The organism is Verrucomicrobiota bacterium (assembly GCA_034440155.1).
Taxonomy (GTDB): Bacteria; Verrucomicrobiota; Verrucomicrobiia; order JAWXBN01; family JAWXBN01; genus JAWXBN01.
Window position 1 is genome coordinate 1 of sequence record JAWXBN010000024.1, and the last position, 18,464, is coordinate 18,464.

At 48.2% G+C, this 18,464-nt stretch carries 15 protein-coding genes; 8 read left to right on the forward strand and 7 right to left on the reverse strand.

The genetic code is table 11. From position 1 onward, the window contains the following. Positions 1-177 precede the first annotated feature (177 nt). Positions 178-585, forward strand: a complete 408-nt coding sequence (locus SGI98_02340) for an EVE domain-containing protein (GenBank protein MDZ4742242.1) — start codon at positions 178-180, stop codon at positions 583-585. A 10-nt stretch (positions 586-595) separates the two neighbouring features. Here SGI98_02340 and crtI read toward each other — a convergent pair whose 3' ends face one another. Further along, positions 596-2,041, reverse strand: coding sequence for a phytoene desaturase family protein (crtI, locus tag SGI98_02345; protein MDZ4742243.1), 1,446 nt, complete (start codon positions 2,039-2,041; stop codon positions 596-598). An 83-nt stretch (positions 2,042-2,124) separates the two neighbouring features. Between crtI and SGI98_02350 the strand changes: the two genes are divergently transcribed. Genes SGI98_02350 through SGI98_02365 form a run of 4 tightly spaced genes read left to right on the forward strand, consistent with a single transcriptional unit; the run spans position 2,125 to position 7,634 of the window. Beyond that, positions 2,125-3,123: an alpha/beta hydrolase family protein gene (locus SGI98_02350; protein MDZ4742244.1), complete on the forward strand. Its 999-nt coding sequence runs from the start codon at positions 2,125-2,127 to the stop codon at positions 3,121-3,123. Between the two features lie 54 nt (positions 3,124-3,177). Further along, positions 3,178-5,034: an ABC transporter ATP-binding protein gene (locus SGI98_02355; protein ID MDZ4742245.1), complete on the forward strand. Its 1,857-nt coding sequence runs from the start codon at positions 3,178-3,180 to the stop codon at positions 5,032-5,034. Beyond that, positions 5,031-6,848 (forward strand): ABC transporter ATP-binding protein, encoded by a 1,818-nt coding sequence (locus tag SGI98_02360; protein MDZ4742246.1) that lies wholly within the window; start codon positions 5,031-5,033, stop codon positions 6,846-6,848. The genes SGI98_02355 and SGI98_02360 overlap by 4 nt, the downstream gene beginning before the upstream one ends. Before the next feature lie 48 nt (positions 6,849-6,896). Further along, the gene (locus SGI98_02365) at positions 6,897-7,634 is read left to right on the forward strand and encodes a sulfite exporter TauE/SafE family protein (GenBank protein ID MDZ4742247.1); all 738 of its coding nucleotides are present in this window, start codon (positions 6,897-6,899) and stop codon (positions 7,632-7,634) included. Positions 7,635-7,663: 29 nt separating this feature from the next. On the opposite strand, the gene SGI98_02370 is transcribed toward SGI98_02365, so the two are convergent. The 3 genes from SGI98_02370 to SGI98_02380 all read right to left on the reverse strand — a co-directional run bounded on the left by SGI98_02370 (position 7,664) and on the right by SGI98_02380 (position 11,143). Then, positions 7,664-8,734, reverse strand: coding sequence for an NAD-dependent epimerase/dehydratase family protein (locus tag SGI98_02370; GenBank protein MDZ4742248.1), 1,071 nt, complete (start codon positions 8,732-8,734; stop codon positions 7,664-7,666). 217 nt (positions 8,735-8,951) lie between these two features. Next, positions 8,952-9,908 carry an acetyl-CoA carboxylase carboxyltransferase subunit alpha gene (locus tag SGI98_02375; GenBank protein ID MDZ4742249.1) on the reverse strand — a complete coding sequence of 319 codons (957 nt, stop codon included), beginning with the start codon at positions 9,906-9,908 and terminating at the stop codon, positions 8,952-8,954. A gap of 44 nt (positions 9,909-9,952) precedes the next feature. Then, positions 9,953-11,143, reverse strand: coding sequence for an ABC transporter substrate-binding protein (locus tag SGI98_02380; GenBank protein MDZ4742250.1), 1,191 nt, complete (start codon positions 11,141-11,143; stop codon positions 9,953-9,955). 89 nt (positions 11,144-11,232) lie between these two features. Between SGI98_02380 and SGI98_02385 the strand changes: the two genes are divergently transcribed. Both SGI98_02385 and lpxA read left to right on the forward strand, forming a co-directional pair. Then, positions 11,233-12,546: a bifunctional UDP-3-O-[3-hydroxymyristoyl] N-acetylglucosamine deacetylase/3-hydroxyacyl-ACP dehydratase gene (locus SGI98_02385; protein ID MDZ4742251.1), complete on the forward strand. Its 1,314-nt coding sequence runs from the start codon at positions 11,233-11,235 to the stop codon at positions 12,544-12,546. Positions 12,547-12,580: 34 nt separating this feature from the next. Beyond that, positions 12,581-13,360: an acyl-ACP--UDP-N-acetylglucosamine O-acyltransferase gene (gene lpxA, locus SGI98_02390; GenBank protein ID MDZ4742252.1), complete on the forward strand. Its 780-nt coding sequence runs from the start codon at positions 12,581-12,583 to the stop codon at positions 13,358-13,360. A gap of 11 nt (positions 13,361-13,371) precedes the next feature. Here lpxA and SGI98_02395 read toward each other — a convergent pair whose 3' ends face one another. From SGI98_02395 to clpB, 3 genes are all read right to left on the reverse strand, one after another. Continuing rightward, positions 13,372-14,532 (reverse strand): transporter substrate-binding domain-containing protein, encoded by a 1,161-nt coding sequence (locus SGI98_02395; protein ID MDZ4742253.1) that lies wholly within the window; start codon positions 14,530-14,532, stop codon positions 13,372-13,374. 1 nt (position 14,533) lies between these two features. Beyond that, on the reverse strand, positions 14,534-15,076 hold the full coding sequence (locus tag SGI98_02400) for a hypothetical protein (GenBank protein ID MDZ4742254.1): 543 nt from the start codon (positions 15,074-15,076) through the stop codon (positions 14,534-14,536). A 75-nt stretch (positions 15,077-15,151) separates the two neighbouring features. Next, on the reverse strand, positions 15,152-17,776 hold the full coding sequence (gene clpB, locus SGI98_02405) for an ATP-dependent chaperone ClpB (protein ID MDZ4742255.1): 2,625 nt from the start codon (positions 17,774-17,776) through the stop codon (positions 15,152-15,154). A 218-nt stretch (positions 17,777-17,994) separates the two neighbouring features. Between clpB and SGI98_02410 the strand changes: the two genes are divergently transcribed. After that, complete coding sequence (locus SGI98_02410) at positions 17,995-18,297, forward strand: hypothetical protein (protein MDZ4742256.1); 303 nt, start codon at positions 17,995-17,997, stop codon at positions 18,295-18,297. The last annotated feature ends 167 nt before the right edge of the window (positions 18,298-18,464 follow it).

Below are 18,464 nucleotides of genomic sequence, written 5' to 3' on the forward strand. Positions count from 1 at the left end.
TGCTGCCTTCTACCGAGAAACCTGATTGTGATATTCCTGCGGGATCCCGTGGCCACGGTCGAGAGGAATCTCGACCCTCCAAAAAGCCCCTGAAAAGCGAGCAAGATGCTCGCTTCTATTTTTCCCCCTGCCCTTTTAATCTTTTCCTTCACTGGATTTTCTGAGAGATTTCACCTCATGGCAAATTATTGGCTCGTCAAACAAGAGCCCACTGCTTACGCGTGGGAGGAATTCCTCAGGGATGAAAAAACGGATTGGACGGGCGTCCGGAATTTTCAAGCCCGTAATAATCTCAGGGCCATGAAAAAAGGTGATCAAGTCCTCTACTATCACAGTAATGTCGGCAAGGAAATCGTCGGGATCGCGACCGTTTCTAAAGAATCTTTCCCGGACCCCACAGCCACCGAGGGCGACTGGATCTGTGTCGAACTCAAGCCCGTCACCGCACTCAAAAACCCTGTCTGCCTTGAAACAATGAAATCCGACAAAATCCTCAAAGATACCTCCCTCATTAAACAATCCCGCCTCTCTGTCATGCCCTTCACCAAAGAACAATTTGCCCGGGTCCTTGAACTGGGAAAATAATATCGGCCTGTTACTTTTTCAGGATCATGTCGCAAGCCATTTTGGCGCTGAGGAGAACGAGGGGGATACCACCCCCGGGATGGGTGGTGCCACCGACAAAATAGAGGTTATCCTGGACTGAAGAACGGATCGATGGCCGGAAGAGGGCACTCATCGGATTATTCGAGGCGTGCCCGTAAAGGGACCCGCCAGACGCATTATCCCGCGACCGAAAATCATAAGAGGTAAAAACGGTTTTACTGACAATTGTTTGCCCCAAATCCTCCAGCCCCATTTTTTCCAATCGCCGGATCACCATTTGAGGATAGAGATTCTCCAGATAGTTTTTGTCATTAATCATTTTGGTAATGGGGGAATTGATCAGGACAAAATAATTATCACAACCCGGGGGGGCATTTTGCTCATTGGTCCGGCTCGTAGCTGAAATATAAATGGTCATGTCCTCGGGTAATTTAAACCTTTTGAAGATATGCCGAAATTCCCTCTCATAATCGTCGGAAAAGAAAATGTTATGGTGCGAAATTTGCGGATACCGGCGGTTCACTCCCAGAAAAAGGATATAACCCGAACAGCTCAATTCCTTGTCATTCATCTTTTCAACCGCTTTCCGGGCTTTCTCCGTATTGAGTAACTTGTCATGGGCATAGATGACATCGGCATTACAAATGATCGTATCCGCCGATTCAATGAGTGTTTTTCCGCCGGATTGATATTTTACCCCGGAAGGACTTATCCCGATCACGGGGCACTCCGTCCTGATCTCCACGCCGAACTCCCCCGCAAGTCGCTCCAAGACACGCGAGAGCTGGACAATACCCCCTTCCGGATACCAAGCCCCAAATTTATCCTCCACGTAGGGGATAATATTAAATGTCGCCGGGGCACGGTAGGGATCCGATCCGTTATAGGTGGCGAACCGGTCAAAAAGCTGGCGAAGGTGGGGATCATGGAAATATTTCCTGACCACTTGATCGACACTTTTCAGGGTCATGACTTTCGGCAAGTGGGGAAGTAAAAGCAAATTGCGCGGGTTCAAAAACGCTTTATAGAATTGTGACGGCGGGTGGCGGAGGAATGCCTCACCGGAAAGTTTATATATCTTTTCCGCATAATCCATAAAACGCAGAACATCCGGCCTCTGGAAAAAACTTTTATCTTCATCGATCACCGTACCATCCGACCAGAAATACCGGCAAACAGGATCAATCCGGTGGAGAGTCAAAGACTCATCCAAGTCATGACCCACATCGTCAAAAAGCTCACGGAGCACTCCGGGCATCGTGAGCAGTGACGGGCCTGAGTCCCAAGTGAATCCATCCTTGCAAAAAACGCCCGCTTTCCCTCCGAGGGTGGCATTTTTCTCGAGGAGGGTCACTTTCATCCCAGCATGGGCAAGGCGAATGGCACTGGCCAATCCCCCCAACCCACCCCCAATAATGACACATTTCCCCGACATAATCCCTATCTTTGCACACTTTTTGCGTAATTTGCATAATTCTTTTGTCAATTTAATGTGACACGGCTAGAGCTAGTGGATAAATGATTTCCCAAATCCATAGGGTACTCGGCTTGACCGTGGACTACGCCGCTTTCCGGAGCTTGAATTTCTGGCATTGGCGGCATCATGTAAATGCCTCCACCCAAGAAGATGTCTTGCGTTACGGTGACCAATGGCTGGCTGTACCGGCTAGCGAATATTATTCACTCCCCGAAAATAGTACCATACCCCTATCCTCCGTAAAAATCGATCCCGGCAAAGCCCAGCGGATCAATTTCCAGAGCCCGCACCCTTGCGATTATGAAGAGAATAACCGGGTCGGCCTCGATATTTTCTTGTGCCGTCCATGGTCAGAGGCTCCTGTGATGATTTTTATGCATGGATTCATGTCCGCCAGCGATACCGGTTACCATATCTGGTGTAAACTCATGAATAAACGTGGGATCAATGCCATTTTCCTCCACCTGCCCTACCATTATTCACGCAGGCCAAAGAACTTCGTCAGCGGGGAACTAGCCATCAGCGCCGACCTCACCCGGCTGGCCGAGGGTATCCGCCAATCCGTCAAGGAATTGCGCCTACTTATTTCGGACCTCAAAACTCTGGGCACTCCCAAAATCGGGCTTTTCGGTATGAGTTACGGCGGTTGGATCGGGGCCCTCACCACCCGCGTGGATACAAATGTCAACCTCCTGACCATGGTGGAGCCGATCGTTGATATTTCCCATGTCATGTGGGAGTCCCTCGCCGCCCGCACGATGAGGCGCCAACTCCAAAAAAAGGGGGTCGGAGAGGAATCCCTTTCCCGTCTTTTCAGCCTCGTCTGCCCTTTTGAAGGACAAGCAAATTGCCCGGGTGAGAATATCCTGATGCTGGCGGGGAGTTATGACCAGATCGCCCCCCCCCACCACGTCAAAAGGTTGGCGCAATACTGGGGTGCCCATTACCGGGAATATGCCCAGGCCCATTGTGGTTATAAACTCCAGTACCGCGGCTGGGAGGATATGCAGGAGCTTTTGCTCCCCCGTTTTATTCTTTAGTATCGTAAAAAGAGTATTCACACCCCTTTGGGATTGCCTTACAAAGAATCCTGCATGCACCCGGATCAATCACCTAAACCAGCCGTTGATTATTCGACAGCGGCCTTGGCCAAAAGGTTATGGTGTTTGATCGGGGATTATAAAGCAGACTGTGCCAAAATACTTTTCGTCCAGCTTGCCGTCATTATTCTTACCGTTATTGCCCTCGTCCTGACGGGGACAGCGATTGACTACATCCAATCCTGTGTTTCCACCGACGGATCAAAATTCAAGAAACCCTTTTATTTCCCTTGGCTGCCGGGGGATTCCCCAATGTCCCCTATTCTCGGACTCTCCTGCCTCATCCTGTTTTTCTCCCTCATCCGCACCGGGCTCAATTACAAAGGATTCATGATGCTAGCGGTCACGACGGAAAAGGATATCGTGGTTTCCTTGCGTGCAAAGGTCTATGACAAAATGCAACGCTTGAGTTTCCGTTTCTTTGACTCGAATGCAAGCGGCAGCCTGATTAACCGTGTCACAGGAGACTCTCGGGGGGTGGCCATGTTTTTTAACGCGGTCCTGATCCCGACGGTTATTCTCGTGCTTTCCGTGGCGGTTTACCTGACCTATATGTTTAAATTAAGCATATCACTGACCCTTATCTCGTTATCGACGACCCCTGTACTCTGGTGGTTGACCACACGGTTCTCTAAAATTGTCCAACCTGAATATACGAAAAACCGTGATATGATGGATACCCTTATCCTGACACTCTCCGAGAGTGTGCGAGGCGCCCAAGTCATCAAGGGCTTCAGCCGGCAAAAAGACCAAATCCATAAATTCGGCAGGATCAATGATCAAGTGAGCAATCATCAAAATTTCATTTTTGAAAAAATCAGTCGCTTTACCCCCATCGTTGATTTCGTGACTCAGATGAATATTATCATCGTTCTTTCCTACGGGGGGTACCAAGTCATCAAAGGTCAGTTACCCCTGGGGGCCGGTCTCATCGTATTTGCAGGGCTCCTCCAACAACTCTCGAATCAAGTATCGAATATTGCTAACCTCGCCAATACCGCTCAGCAAAGTTTTATCTGCGCAAAAAGGGTTTTTGAGGTCCTGGACAAACCCTTGGAGATTGAATCCAAACCCGACGCGATGAAACTGGGCGACGCCCGTGGGGAACTCGAGTTCCAAAATGTATCCTTTAGCTACGATCAGGACGATCCCAAACTCTCCGGCATTTCCTTTCTCGCCCGTCCCGGAGAGCAAATTGCTTTTATCGGGGCCACGGGGTCAGGTAAAAGCACGCTCTTAAGCCTCATCCCCCGGTTCTACGACCCCACAAAAGGCCGGGTACTCCTCGACAACCATGACCTACGCGAGATCAACCTTTCGGATTTAAGACGCCAAGTGGGTTTGGTTTTTCAGGAGAATTTCCTCTTCAGTAATACAATCGCAGCCAATATTGCCTTTGGACATCCGGATGCCTCTTTCGAGCAAATCCAAAGGGCCGCGCAAATTGCTTCGGCGGATGAATTCATCCGTTCACAACCAGACGGGTACAATACCATTATCGGTGAGGACGGAGTGAATTTATCAGGTGGCCAAAGACAAAGGATCTCCATCGCCCGGGCCATCCTACTCGAACCCAAGCTCCTGCTCTTGGACGATCCCACCGCCTCGGTCGATGCGGAAACCGAGCGAGATATTTTTGAATCCCTTGACTCCGCCGCCGCCGGAAGGACAACCATCCTGATCTCGAACCGGATCAGTGCCATCCGGAAAGCCCACCGGATTTTCGTCCTCGACCGGGGACAAATCGTACAGCAAGGAACCCATGAAGAATTAATCTCGAGGGAAGGCCTGTATCGCACCTTTGCCAATATCCAATATGGGGCAGCCCATCCGGAGGTGACACCCCCGTGAAAAAAGAACCGACAGAAAAGGATCTCTTGGTTAAACGGGCTAAAGTCTCCGATGATATCGAGGAGCAGCAACAGTCCGTTGCCTTTAGCTGGGATCTGGTCAAACGCCTTTTTAACCTCAGCCGCAACCACAGCAAATTGCGCAACCGCCTGCTGGTGACCGTAGCCCTGCGTGCGATCCAGCTCCCTCTTTTGACCTGGATGATCGGTGTGATTATCGACGGTCCTATCCGTCACGGGGATTTTCAAAAAACTCTGTTCTATTGCTCGGGCATGTTCCTCCTGGTCATCTTTACCGAGGCGGTATTTTATTTCAGGGTAAAATACGCGCTTATCCTCGGTGAGAATGTCGTGAATGACTTACGGCGAGATTTTTTCAGCAAACTCCAGCAGATGCCGATGAGTTATTATCATACCACACGGCTTGGCCGGATTATCAGCCGTGTCACCTCCGATATTGAGTCGTTACGAGTCGGTATCCAACAGGTTTTTTTCGTTTCAATGGTCCAAGCCGGTCAAATGATCTTCTCGGCCATTTTCATGATTTATTATGATTTCATCCTTTTCTGCATCGTTTTATGTATGGCCCCCGTGATTTATTTCCTGAATAAAAAATTCCGGGATCATGTCACCTACGCTACCCGTATTTCCTTAGAGAGCTGGAGCCGTGTCACGGCTACTATCGCCGAATCTGTCAGTGGCATCCGAGTGACGCAAGGTTACTCCCGGCAGGACCGTAACGCCTCCCTATTCCGACACCAAATCAATGACCATGGTGCACTCAATGTCGAGGTCGCACGCGCCCAAGCCATTTTCCAGCCACTCTTGGAGTTCAATAGCCAATTCTTCATTGTGGCCCTAATCTTGGTAGGAGGTTATCAAGTCCTCACACCCGGAGCCTCCACTAATATCGGGGATATCATCCAGTTCTTTTTCCTGACGAATCTCTTTTTTGCCCCCATCCAAGTGCTCGGGACCCAATACGCCACACTGATGCAAGCTCTGGCGGGGGCTGAACGAATCTTTAAAGTCCTCGACTCTCAGCCTGAATGGACCGATAACCCCACGGCCATTGATCTTCCTGATATCAATGGTCATGTGGAGTTCAGGAATGTCACTTTTAGTTATCAAAAGGGACGCCCCGTCCTCCATGAGGTGGGTTTTGTCGCTGGACCCGGCCAATCAATCGCCCTCGTCGGCCATACGGGCAGCGGGAAATCATCCATGATCAATTTGCTCTCAAAATTCTACCTACCCGACTCCGGGGATATCTTCATTAGCGGAAGGAATATGAGGGACATTTCCTCTGCGTCCTTGCACCGGAGAATGGGCATCGTGCAGCAACAAAACTTCCTTTTTACCGGAACCGTCATGGATAATATCCGTTTTTCAAAACCTACCGCCACAAATCTAGAAGTCATCGAGTCCGCCCGGAGCCTGGACTGTCTGGATATGATTAATTCCCTCCAAGACGGGTTCGACACCCAAGTCGGAGAAAAGGGGGCAAGCTTGTCCCTCGGTCAGAGACAGATGATTTGTTTCGTCCGGGCATTCCTGGCTGATCCCCGGATTCTCGTCCTCGATGAGGCCACCAGCTCACTCGATGTCCTCACAGAAAAACGCATCCAGCACGCCATCAGCAAATTGCTCAAAGGCCGGACGAGCTTCATCGTCGCTCACCGCCTCAGTACGATACGCCATGTTGACCTCGTGCTGGTCCTAGACCATGGCCGTATCGTGGAGCGGGGCACGCACGATTCCCTGCTGGCCCTTCGTGGGTATTACGCATCACTCCATGCGCAATTTGTTCATTAATCGCCTCACTTGCACTTTATCGGAGCATTGATTATAAACACTGTCCCAATGAATCCAGACTCCCTTATTCTATTCTGTATTGCTCTTACGATTATCGCCTTCCTCTATTCATCCGTCGGACATGCAGGGGCATCAGGATACATAGCTGTAATGGCCCTCTCAGGACTCTCTGCCCAGACAATTAAACCCCTCGCACTGGTTCTAAATATTGTCGTCGCCATCGTCACGACCTATAATTTCCTACGGCTGGGACACTTTTCCTGGAAAATTTTCATCCCCTTGGCAATCACCTCCGTTCCCCTGGCTTTCCTCGGAGGTTACCTAAAAGTCCCCGATCATTTCCTCAAAATACTTATTGGTTTAGTCCTTCTCTTTTCAAGTGCCCGTTTTTTCTTTTATCCGAAGGAACCTAAAATAACGATACCCCCACCTCGGGGGACTTCACTAGCCTGCGGTGGATTTCTCGGCCTTTTATCGGGATTAACCGGTACGGGTGGCGGCATTTTCCTCACCCCCCTGCTCCTGCACATGAAATGGGCAAAAATAAAAACAGCTGCGGGCATTTCCGCCCTGTTTATCCTTGTAAATTCAGCAGCAGGTTTGGCCGGGCACACTTTGAAAACCAAGGACATGCCCCCTTTTATTTTTGCCATGATGATCTGTGTGCTCGTGGGAGGGGCAACCGGCTCGTACTTGGGGAGTAATCGTTACAAACCTGAAATCATCAAGCGTTGCCTTGCATTGGTCCTGCTGATTGCAGGATTAAAGCTCATCTTTTTCTCGTAATCCGGGGAAATGCAAACAAACAACTAGGCCTATTTAGCAGACCATCTTTCCCTGTTTTTTTGAAAAATATCTTTCAGGATTGCTTCCACCGAATATCTAATTCCCCAGTTCGGGTAATGTGATTTGAATTTTTCCAACCCCGACACATACCAGATGTGGTCTCCTATCCGGTTTTGCTCCTGGTACGTCCATTGGAGCTGACGCCCGGCGATTTTTTCACCGAGCTCGATGGCTTCAATCATGGAGCAATTTGATTCACGTCCACCCCCCATATTATAGACTTCACCGGACCGGGGGGATTTAAAGAATTCATTAAAAGCGGCAATCAGGTCGGCACTGTGGATATTGTCACGGACCTGTTTACCCTTATACCCGATGACGGTGTAGGCTTCCCCTATGGCGATACATTTCATCAAGTAAGCCAGGAATCCATGGAGCTTCGTCCCCGAATGATTCGGGCCTGTGAGACATCCGCCACGGAATGCCGCCGTTTTCATCCCGAAATACTTCCCGTATTCCTGCACCATCACATCAGCAGCCACCTTTGATGCCCCGAAAACACTGTGGATGGACTGGTCAATACTCATCCCCTCGGGAATACCATTTGCATAGGCATGTTTTGAATCGATCTCCCAGCGTTTATCGAGCTCAACAAGAGGCAGGAAGTTCGGGGTATCCCCGTAAACTTTATTCGTCGAGGTAAAGATAAAGGGAGCCTCGGGAGCAAATTGCCTTGTTGCCTCCAGGAGATTAAGGGTTCCCACAGCATTAACCCCAAAGTCTTTTTTAGGGTCGCGCGCAGCCCAATCGTGTGATGGTTGCGCGGCCGTATGGATCACCAGTGAGATTTGACCGGCAAAGCCCTTAAAAATCCGATCGATCGCTTCGGAATCCCGGATATCAGCCTCAAAATGGGTGTAATTTCTCCCCAAGGACTGCTGGAGACGCTGGACATTCCAATTCGTCGAAGCTTCCACACCGAAAAACTCCTGGCGCATATTATTATCGATCCCGACAACATGCATCCCCTGGGACGCAAAGAATTCACTCGCCTCGGAGCCGATAAGCCCCCCTGAACCGGTAATAATTGCTATAGACATGGATATAAATAAAACAGATTATTGACGGAAGTTAAAACAGAATTATTGACAAAAAAATACTCAATGATTTCCCCCTACAAGACAACTTTTTTTCCGACGCGGGAGAAATAAACGGATAATCCCCGCTACCGATACGAGCAAAAAAAGTAACCGAAAGATATCATGTGCTCAATTTAAAAATATTCTCTAATGGCCACGCCCTGTTGCACCAAATACGTTACTCATCAAATTCGCCGATTGAACGGTATTTTTGGTAACGCCCCTCAATCAAATCCTTTGTGGAAAGTTTTTGTAGTCCGCGCAAATTGCGTAGGATTATTTTTTTGACGTTGACGTAAGATTCTTCCGGGTTTTGGTGGGCGCCACCCATGGGCTCTGGAATGACTTCATCCACGAGTCCAAGTCCCATTAAATCACCTGCGGCCATTTTTAAGGCCTCAGCAGCTTGGGGCGCGTATTTCCGGTGTTTCCAAAGGATAGCCGCACATCCTTCGGGTGAAATGACCGAGTAATAGGCATTTTCAAGAATCAAAACTTTATCAGCGACGCCAATACCCAGAGCCCCTCCACTGCCGCCTTCCCCGATCACCACGGCAATAATCGGCACTTTAAAAAGTGCCATTTCCCTCAAATTCACCGCAATCGCCTCGGCAATATGCCTTTCCTCCGCCCCAATTCCGGGATAAGCCCCTGGAGTATCAATAAAGGTAATAATCGGTAACCCGAATTTATGAGCCATCCTCATGACACGTAATGCCTTCCGATACCCTTCAGGATGCGCGCTGCCAAAATTCCTCGCGACATTTTCCTTGGTATCACGACCTTTCTGATTACCAATCACCGCCACACGTTGACCATCGATTGTAGCCAGACCAGTCACGATCGCCTTATCATCCCCAAACAACCGGTCACCGTGCAACTCCACAAATCCATCCAAAACAGAATAAATGTAGTCCAACGCGTATGGACGCTTGTTATGCCGTGCAATTTGCACCCGTTGCCAAGGGGTAAGATTCTGGTAAATCTCTTTTTTTGTATCCTCAATTTTTCCTTCAAGGCTTTTAATCTCATCCGAAAAATCCAGATTATTTTCTTTCGCCTGGATAATGAGGGCATCGATTTTCTTCTCCAGCTCTATAATCGGTTTTTCAAATTCCAACGGGGCAACTTTCATATATTATCCTTCGGTAATCAAAAATAGTGATAAATCCCCAATCATCAGGGATTGACCAATTTAACAAACTCTGTTTTCCCATTGTTGATTTTCAAGACAACAAGGGGTTTGAGTGCATTACGTTGGGCATCCATGGAGACTTTTCCCGTAATTCCGTTATAATCCTTGGTTGCCGCAATCGCATCCCTGAGTTTCTGATTGTCTGTCGTTCCTGCCCTTTTGATCGAATCGGCGAGAATCATCATCGCATCAAATCCGAGGACAGACATGGCATCAGGAGTAGAACCGTAAAGTTTTTTATAATCAGAAACAAATTTCTGAACTTCCGGCCTTATATCATCGGAGGAATAATGATTACTATAATAACAACCGTTAATCGCCTCCCCTCCAATCTCAAAAGTCTTATCAGAATCCCATCCATCCCCCCCCAACATCGGCACTTTGATTCCCAAGGCCCTAGCTTGACGGGCAATTAACCCGAACTCCGTATAATATCCAGGGATAAAGATCGCATCGGGTTTTTTACCTTTTATCGAGGTCAACTGAGCCTTAAAATCCACATCCCCCTCGGAATAAGATTCATCCGCCACAATCTCACCCCCTAATTCCTTGACTTTTTCCTTAAAAAACTGCGCCAATCCCGTGCTGTAATCATTTTTAATATCGGTAAAAACAGCAAATTTCTTTAACCCGAGATCTTTCATGGCGAAGGTAGCCATGGCTGACCCTTGGAATGGATCAATAAAACAAGCTCTAAAAATATAATCTCCCACTTCAGTCACCTTGGGATTTGTCGAAGCGGGTGAAATCATGGGGATTTTGGATTGTTGGGCAATAGGTGCCACGGCCAAACTGCGTGAACTGGCGACCTCCCCTAAAAGGGCCACGACCTTATCCTGATTGATCAATTTCAAGGCGGCATTCACAGCTTCCTCAGGTTTTCCTTGGTTATCCTCGGTAATAAGAACAATTTGTTGCCCTAAAATGCCCCCTTTTGAATTGATTTCATCCATAGCCATACGGATACCCCGGTCGGTGGACTGGCCAAAAGTCGCTGTACTGCCTGTCATTGAGGCAAAATGGCCAATTTTGATCCCTTGGGGAGCTTTTTTATCTTGTTGGGCATTTTCTCCTGCTGGCTTAGAACATCCCGTGATTGTAAATACCACAGCTAAAAGGCATCCTAGGATTCCCAAGACAACACCGCGCGAATAAATCATAGAGGAGGTTTTCATCGGATAGGATAATAGGGGGGAAAACTAATTTTGTAAAAACTTAATTCTCTCCTTGCGACCTTTATCGGCGGACATTACAAATTCAACCTATGTCGAAATTGCAAAAAACCCTTGCTAGAAGTATTTCTTTGTCCGGTTTGGCCCTCCATACCGGGAATAAAGTCAATCTCACTTTCCATCCTGCTGCGGAGAACCATGGTTTTAAATTCAAACGGACCGACCTGACTGACCATCCTGTACTCGATGCCCATGTCGATCTGGTCAAACAAGTCGAACGTTCCACAACAATCGCAGACGGTGCCATCAAAATCCATACAATCGAGCACGTCCTCTCCTCCCTATCGGGAATGGGTGTGGATAATTGCCTCATCGAAATGGACTCCAATGAACCCCCCATCTGTGAAGGAAGCGCCCGCGAATATGTCCGGATGATCAAAGAAGCGGGTATCGTAGAGCAAAAGGCACCGTGTAACTATTTCACCCTGCGTGAACCTCTTCATATTTTCGGAAAAGACGGATCCATGATCTTGGCCGTACCTGATAATGACTTTAAAATCTCCTGTACAAACGCTAATCATACCGGGTTTTTCACCCAATACATGAGCCAAACGATCGATCCGGCGGTCTATGAAGCCGAAATCGCTTCCGCCCGCACTTTTGTTTTTTATGAAGAAGTACAGAAACTCATGGAATCCGGCCTGATCAAAGGCGGTAGCCTCGAAAACGCTGTGGTGATCCGGGGCCAATCCATCCTGAGCAAGGAACCCCTGCGTTTTCCTGATGAATTCGTCCGCCATAAAATCTTAGATATCATCGGTGACATGTCCACCATCGGGCGCAGGCTCCGCGCCCATATCATCGCGGTCAAGCCCAGCCACGGTCTCAATGTGGAGATGGCCCGTGCGATCTATAAACAATTCCAGAAATATTTCGGGATCACCAGCAGTGATGTACGCAAACCCATCATGGAAGGGGCCTTGGACATCGGGGACATCCTCAAGATCATGCCCCACCGTTATCCATTCCTCCTCATCGACCGTGTCATCAAATTCGAAGGCGACAATAAAGCCACAGGCCTCAAGCAAGTCAGTATCAATGAACCTTATTTCCAAGGACACTTTCCGAAGCACCCCGTCATGCCTGGAGTCCTCCAGATCGAAGCCATGGCACAGGTCGCTAGTATCCTGCTCCTGAGGAATCCGGAAAATGAAGGCAAAATCGGTTTCTTCATGAGCTGTGATGGGGTGAAATTCCGCAAACCTGTCGTTCCAGGGGATACCTTGATTATTGAATGTGAGATGATTCGTTCACGCGGTAAAATCGGCAAAGCCACAGCCACGTGTTATGTCAATAACGAGGTCGTTTCTGAAGGAACCCTGATGTTCACCGTTGTTGATAGTTAAACATTAATCTTTAATTTTATATTTTTATTTTACCATGTCCGTCGAAATCCACCCCACCGCTATCATTGATCCGAAAGCCGTCATCGCAGACGGTGTAGAGATAGGCCCTTATTGTATCATCCGGGGCGAAGTCTCTATCGGGACAGGAACAAAACTCTCCTCACATGTCGTCATCGAAGGCCCGACCAAGATCGGCCAACGCAATTTATTCTACGACTTTGCGACCATTGGTAATAAATCCCAGGACCTCAAATACACCGGGGAACCTACCTACTGCGAGATCGGGGATGATAATACCTTCCGCGAATTTGTCACCGTACACCGGGGCACTGCACCCCAAGAAAAAACCATCGTCGGCTCGCGCAATTTGCTCTTGGCCAATGTCCATATCGCCCATAATTGCGAGCTCGGCAATGAAATCATCATCTCGAACCTCGGCTCCATGGCAGGACATGTCATTGTCGAAGACCGTTGTGTCATCGGGGGAATGGCCGCCATCCACCAATTTTCCCGGATCGGGACCATGTCCATGATCGGTGGCTGCGCCAAGGTCGTTCAAGACGTCCCCCCCTACATGCTTGTCGACGGGGCTCCTGCGGAAGTCCGCACACCAAATAAAATCGGGTTAGAAAGACGCGGGGTCTCAGCAGAATCGATCAATGCCCTGAAAAATGCCTATCGCATCCTTTTCCGGCAACGGGATAAAACACAAAGTGAAGCTTTGGAAATGATCGAAAATCAATGCGAGCAAACGACTGAAATCAAACACTTGCTTTCTTTTATCAGAAATTCCAAACGCGGTATCTGCCACTAATATTTTCGGCGTTACAGACCGTATTTTAACTCAATATCCTGCCAACTCATCGCGTTAACGATTTCCATGATGGAAATATTCACATCCTCGATTAAAGGACTATTGTCAGGAAAAGCAAAAGCGTATCGGTCACGGTTTTTAGTTTTAATCGGTTGAATAATATCATCAAGCTTGAGGATTTTTAATTCGTAATCCAATGCAGACTGGGCCCCGAAGAAAACGTCAATTTTATCTTTATTGAGCTCGTCGAAACCTTTCTCATAATTTTCATATGAAAGGCAATTTACCCGTCTGTCTTTCAAAATATTTTCCGCTTCAGTCCCCTCGACGACACCGACTTTTAAACCCTTGAGATCTTGGATGCTATTGACATTATATTTCACAATATTCAGCGTGGCAGTGGATGCAAAAGCGGCTGTAATGACCGACGTCAGGATAATCCCGAAAATAATCCAGAAAGTGGAAATAGCCTTGCCGGCGGGGGACTTGGCCACCTTGTCCCCGTAACCAATCGTAGAGATGGTGACCACCGCCCACCAGAGACCATCTTGTATCCCCTTAAAGAAAGGCCGGCGAAACTCCAGATGATTTGTACGTCTCTCGATAAGCCAGATCATCGACCCGGCAAATGTAAAAATAATGATAAGATAAATAAAAATATCGATAAAACTGATTGAAAAAACCAGTTTAATAGTCCCCCACAGTGACGGCGCTAAAGATCGGCTTTTAATGACAACCGCATCATTATCATTATAAAAAGGGACTGAATAATCAATATCACGCTCATGAACAGGATTGATCGCAGTAGCAAGGAAAACCACTTGCACCCGGCCTTCCTTGATGGCTTTGACCCCGTCACCGGGATCAAGAAGCACTACATCGTAGTCTATATTGCGCCGCTCAGCAATCTGTCCCCATAACTCCACGGCTAATCCGCCCAATTCCCCTTTTTCGGATGCAATCACATAAGGAATTTTTGGCTCAAAACCTACCTTGATTTTAATTTTCGGAACCGGAGCCACCGGCAAAATGACGGGTGGTGGTGGCGGTAGCGGTGGTACTATTTTTTTTTCAACTTTTACCACAGCATGAAGCGTGCAAATGAGAAAAAATGAAATCAGGAAGAATAATAAAAAGCCCCCTGAATTTAATCTATGACTTTTAAAGGGCATTTTAAAAGGCCTTATTCTGTCCCCAAACAAGTTTTGTCGGCGGCTGATTCAAATGAGTCCAATCCCACTGCATATAAAGAACACGTCCATCCGTACACCACCACATAACGATGCCATTACCCGACATAGGATCACAATAACCTTCCCCGAGCTGGACAATAATCCGGAGAACCGTTGATTGGGGAGTAATTCCTTTGAATTGGTCGGGAGCCAATGCGGGCCTGACTGTCGTAGCATCCAGTTGTCCCATCGCACCAGTTCCTACCGATTTCACAAATTCTCGTGGATCATTAATCTGGACACCATTAACAAAAGCGATCCCGTTATTGCCATCATTGGCCAAGTCACGGAGGACAGAGGGGGGTGCGATGGCTGCGATCCCGTCCGAATTGGTCGTGGGAATCGCAGTATCCGCGGCACTTCCTGAGGTCGATGTGGAAGGTTTATCCACATTCATGGCAGTACGACTCGACTCACATCCCGCTAATAATCCGGCAGTGAGTAACAAAAGACTGAACCGTGTCAAAGGTGATAATCTGGGCATTGGTTATTGATAGGGATTCAATAGATAAAAATCAAGCCCCTTTCAACAACATGATTTGATATTAAGACCATTCGACTATTTTAATTTTTCATGCTTTTTACACTCAAATACCAGTGCCCCCGCCTTACAATCGATGGTCACAGTGGAACTCTCCGTGACTTCCCCCGTGAGCAATTTGCGCGACAAGGAAGTCTCGACTTCTTTTTGTAAATAACGTTTTAGCGGGCGAGCCCCGTAAACCGGATCATATCCCCCGCGAGCGACGAGTTCCTTTGCTGCATCCGTGAGCACCAAGGAAATCTTTTTATCGGCTAAGCGGGCACGAATACCTTCGAGCTGGATTTCCACAATTGCTTTAATATCATCAAGTGTCAGGGGCTTAAAGAGGACTATCTCATCGACACGATTAAGGAATTCCGGACGGAAATGACTGCGTAACTCATGCATCACCTTTTTCCGGACGGATTCATCGATTTCCCCTGTCTCACTGGAGTTCTCCAGAAGGATCGGGCTGCCGATATTTGAGGTCATGATAATAATCGTATTTTTAAAATCTACCACCCTACCCTGACTATCCGTTAAGCGACCATCATCGAGGATCTGGAGGAAAATATTAAAGACATCATGATGAGCTTTCTCGATCTCATCAAAGAGCACGACACAATATGGTTTGCGTCGGACGGCTTCGGTAAGCTGGCCACCCTCTTCATATCCGACATATCCGGGGGGAGCCCCGATCAAACGGGCCACGGCATGTTTCTCCATGTATTCACTCATGTCCACACGGACTATATTATCTTCACTGTCAAAAAGGAGCTCGGCCAGCGCCCTGGCCAGTTCAGTTTTCCCCACGCCGGTGGGTCCGAGGAAAATAAAAGAGCCTATCGGGCGTTTGGGATCTTTGAGTCCGGAGCGGGCACGGATCACCGCGTCTGCCACCGCAATCACCGCTTCATTTTGCCCAATGACACGTTCATGTAATATCTCATCGAGTTTCAGGAGTTTTTCCTTCTCGCCTTCGATCAATTTACTCACAGGGATCCCCGTCCATCGAGCCACGACCTCGGCGATTTCTTCTGCCGTGACTTCTTCTTGGAGCAATTTGCCTCCCTTTTGTTTCTGGTGGGTTTGATCTTCGTAATCTTTGATTTTGGTTTCGATATCAGGCAGTTTCCCGTATTTAAGTTCAGCCGCCTTGTTTAAATCATTATTCCGCTGGGCAATCTCTACTTGGTCTTTGACCCGGTCACGTTCTTCCACGAGTTGGCGGATTTTATCCACAGACTCTTTTTCACTTTGCCATTGGGCTTTCAAGCTGTCGCGTTGTGACTTCAGGTTGGCGAGTTCCTTCTCCAGCTCCCTCAGGCGTTCCTTGGAAGATGTGTCCTTCTCACGTTTAAGGGCTTCCCTCTCTATGCCCATTTGCATCACCCGGCGCTCCAGCGACTCGAGCTCCTCAGGCATACTTTCCATTTCCGTGCGCAGTTTAGCACCTGCTTCATCGACCAAGTCGATGGCTTTGTCCGGCAGGAAACGGTCTGAGATGTAACGGTGGGAAAGGACGGCTGCAGAGACGAGGGCGGCATCTTGGATCCTCACCCCGTGATGCGCCTCATAACGGTTCGATAAACCCCGCAAAATGCTGATGGTATCTTCCACGGTTGGTTCATTGACGATCACCGGTTGGAAACGCCTTTCAAGGGCGGCATCCTTTTCGACATACTTCCGGTATTCGTCTAAGGTCGTCGCCCCGATACAATGGAGCTCCCCGCGTGCGAGCATGGGTTTAAGCATATTTCCGGCATCCATGGCCCCTTCGGCTTTTCCGGCTCCGACCATGGTGTGGACTTCATCGATAAAAAGAATAATCTTACCTTCCGCTCTGGTCACCTCTTGGAGGACCGCTTTCAGGCGTTCCTCAAATTCACCCCGGTACTTTGCACCCGCGATCAATGACCCCATATCGAGGGCCACGATTTTTTTGTCCTTAAGGCTGTCAGGGACATCCCCGGCAATGATCCGTTGGGCAAGGCCCTCGACAATAGCCGTTTTTCCGACACCGGGTTCACCGATTAAAACGGGGTTATTTTTTGTTCGCCGAGAAAGGACTTGGATGGCACGGCGTATTTCCGTGTCACGCCCGATCACAGGATCAAGTTTTTGGGTGCGTGCCAGTTGGGTTAAGTCACGCCCGTATTTATCTAAGGCTTCATATGTGCCTTCCGGGGTTTGATTTGTCACCCTCTGGTTTCCGCGTACTTCTGCTAAGGCCGCCATAAAACGATCCTTGGTCAGTCCGATATCCTTAAAGATTTTAGAAACCCCGGTAACCGTTGATTCGTCGAACATGGGCATGAGCAAATGCTCGACACTCGTAAAGTCGTCCTTCATTTTTTTGGCCTGGTCCTGAGACTTTGTGAGCAAATTATTCAGGCGCTGGATAATGTATAATCCCTCAGGGGCTGCGGCAGAACCCGAGACACTGGGCAATTTGCTTAGTTCGGCCTCGGTCTTGGTCACAGCCAGTTCGGGGTTCACTCCGGCTTTTTGCAGGAGATGAGGAATGAGTCCGCCCTCCTGTTGGAGTAAAGACAAAAGCAAATGCTCGATATCCACGGCTTGGTGGCCAAAACGCGTGGCGACCTGTTGGGAATCGGCAACAGCCTGTTGTGCTTTTTCTGTAAATTTCTGTAGGTTCATAGGATTAATCTTTTGCAGTCTTTATGCCATTTATCAGGAAAGAGTTGTTCTCCTTAATATTAGGGCTTTGTTTGTTTTTTGAGCAAGGCTGAAAAAAATCATCGGACTAATCCTTTGCAATGAATATCATCCGAGAACTTTTTCGACCCATTCTGTCTCAAATGAAGCATTGCTCAATAGGGGGTAATTTGCTTTAATGAACTTAACCAAGGAAACATATGCCTGTTAAAAAGCCCGTTAAAAAATCTAAACCAGCCGTCAAAAAAGCCGTCAAAAAAGCTGTCACCAAATCACCAGCCAAACCTTCCCATGATGAAGTCTCCAGCAAAGTCATAAGCTTCATCGATCAAGCTGCTGACATCCTGAAATCAGGGGTGAAAAAGACATCTAATCAAACAGAGAGCGCACGCTCAGCGACCCGCGAAAAAGCACTTACATTACTCACCCATGCTTCAAAACATCTGAATAGCGCCCTCGAAGGAGGCACATCTGCCCTCCGCAAAGGAATCCGCAAATTATAAGATTTTAAGCTCACGGTCGACATGAGCGGGTTGAATGGAAAGTGTGGGGGGCAAGTCTGTGTTAAAAGGATTGCTCCTCATTTATTAGCGAAATGAATTACGCCAGCAACCCGGTCATTACCTTTTTTTTAAAAAAATCCATTGGGCAAATTGTCTTGCCCTATTCC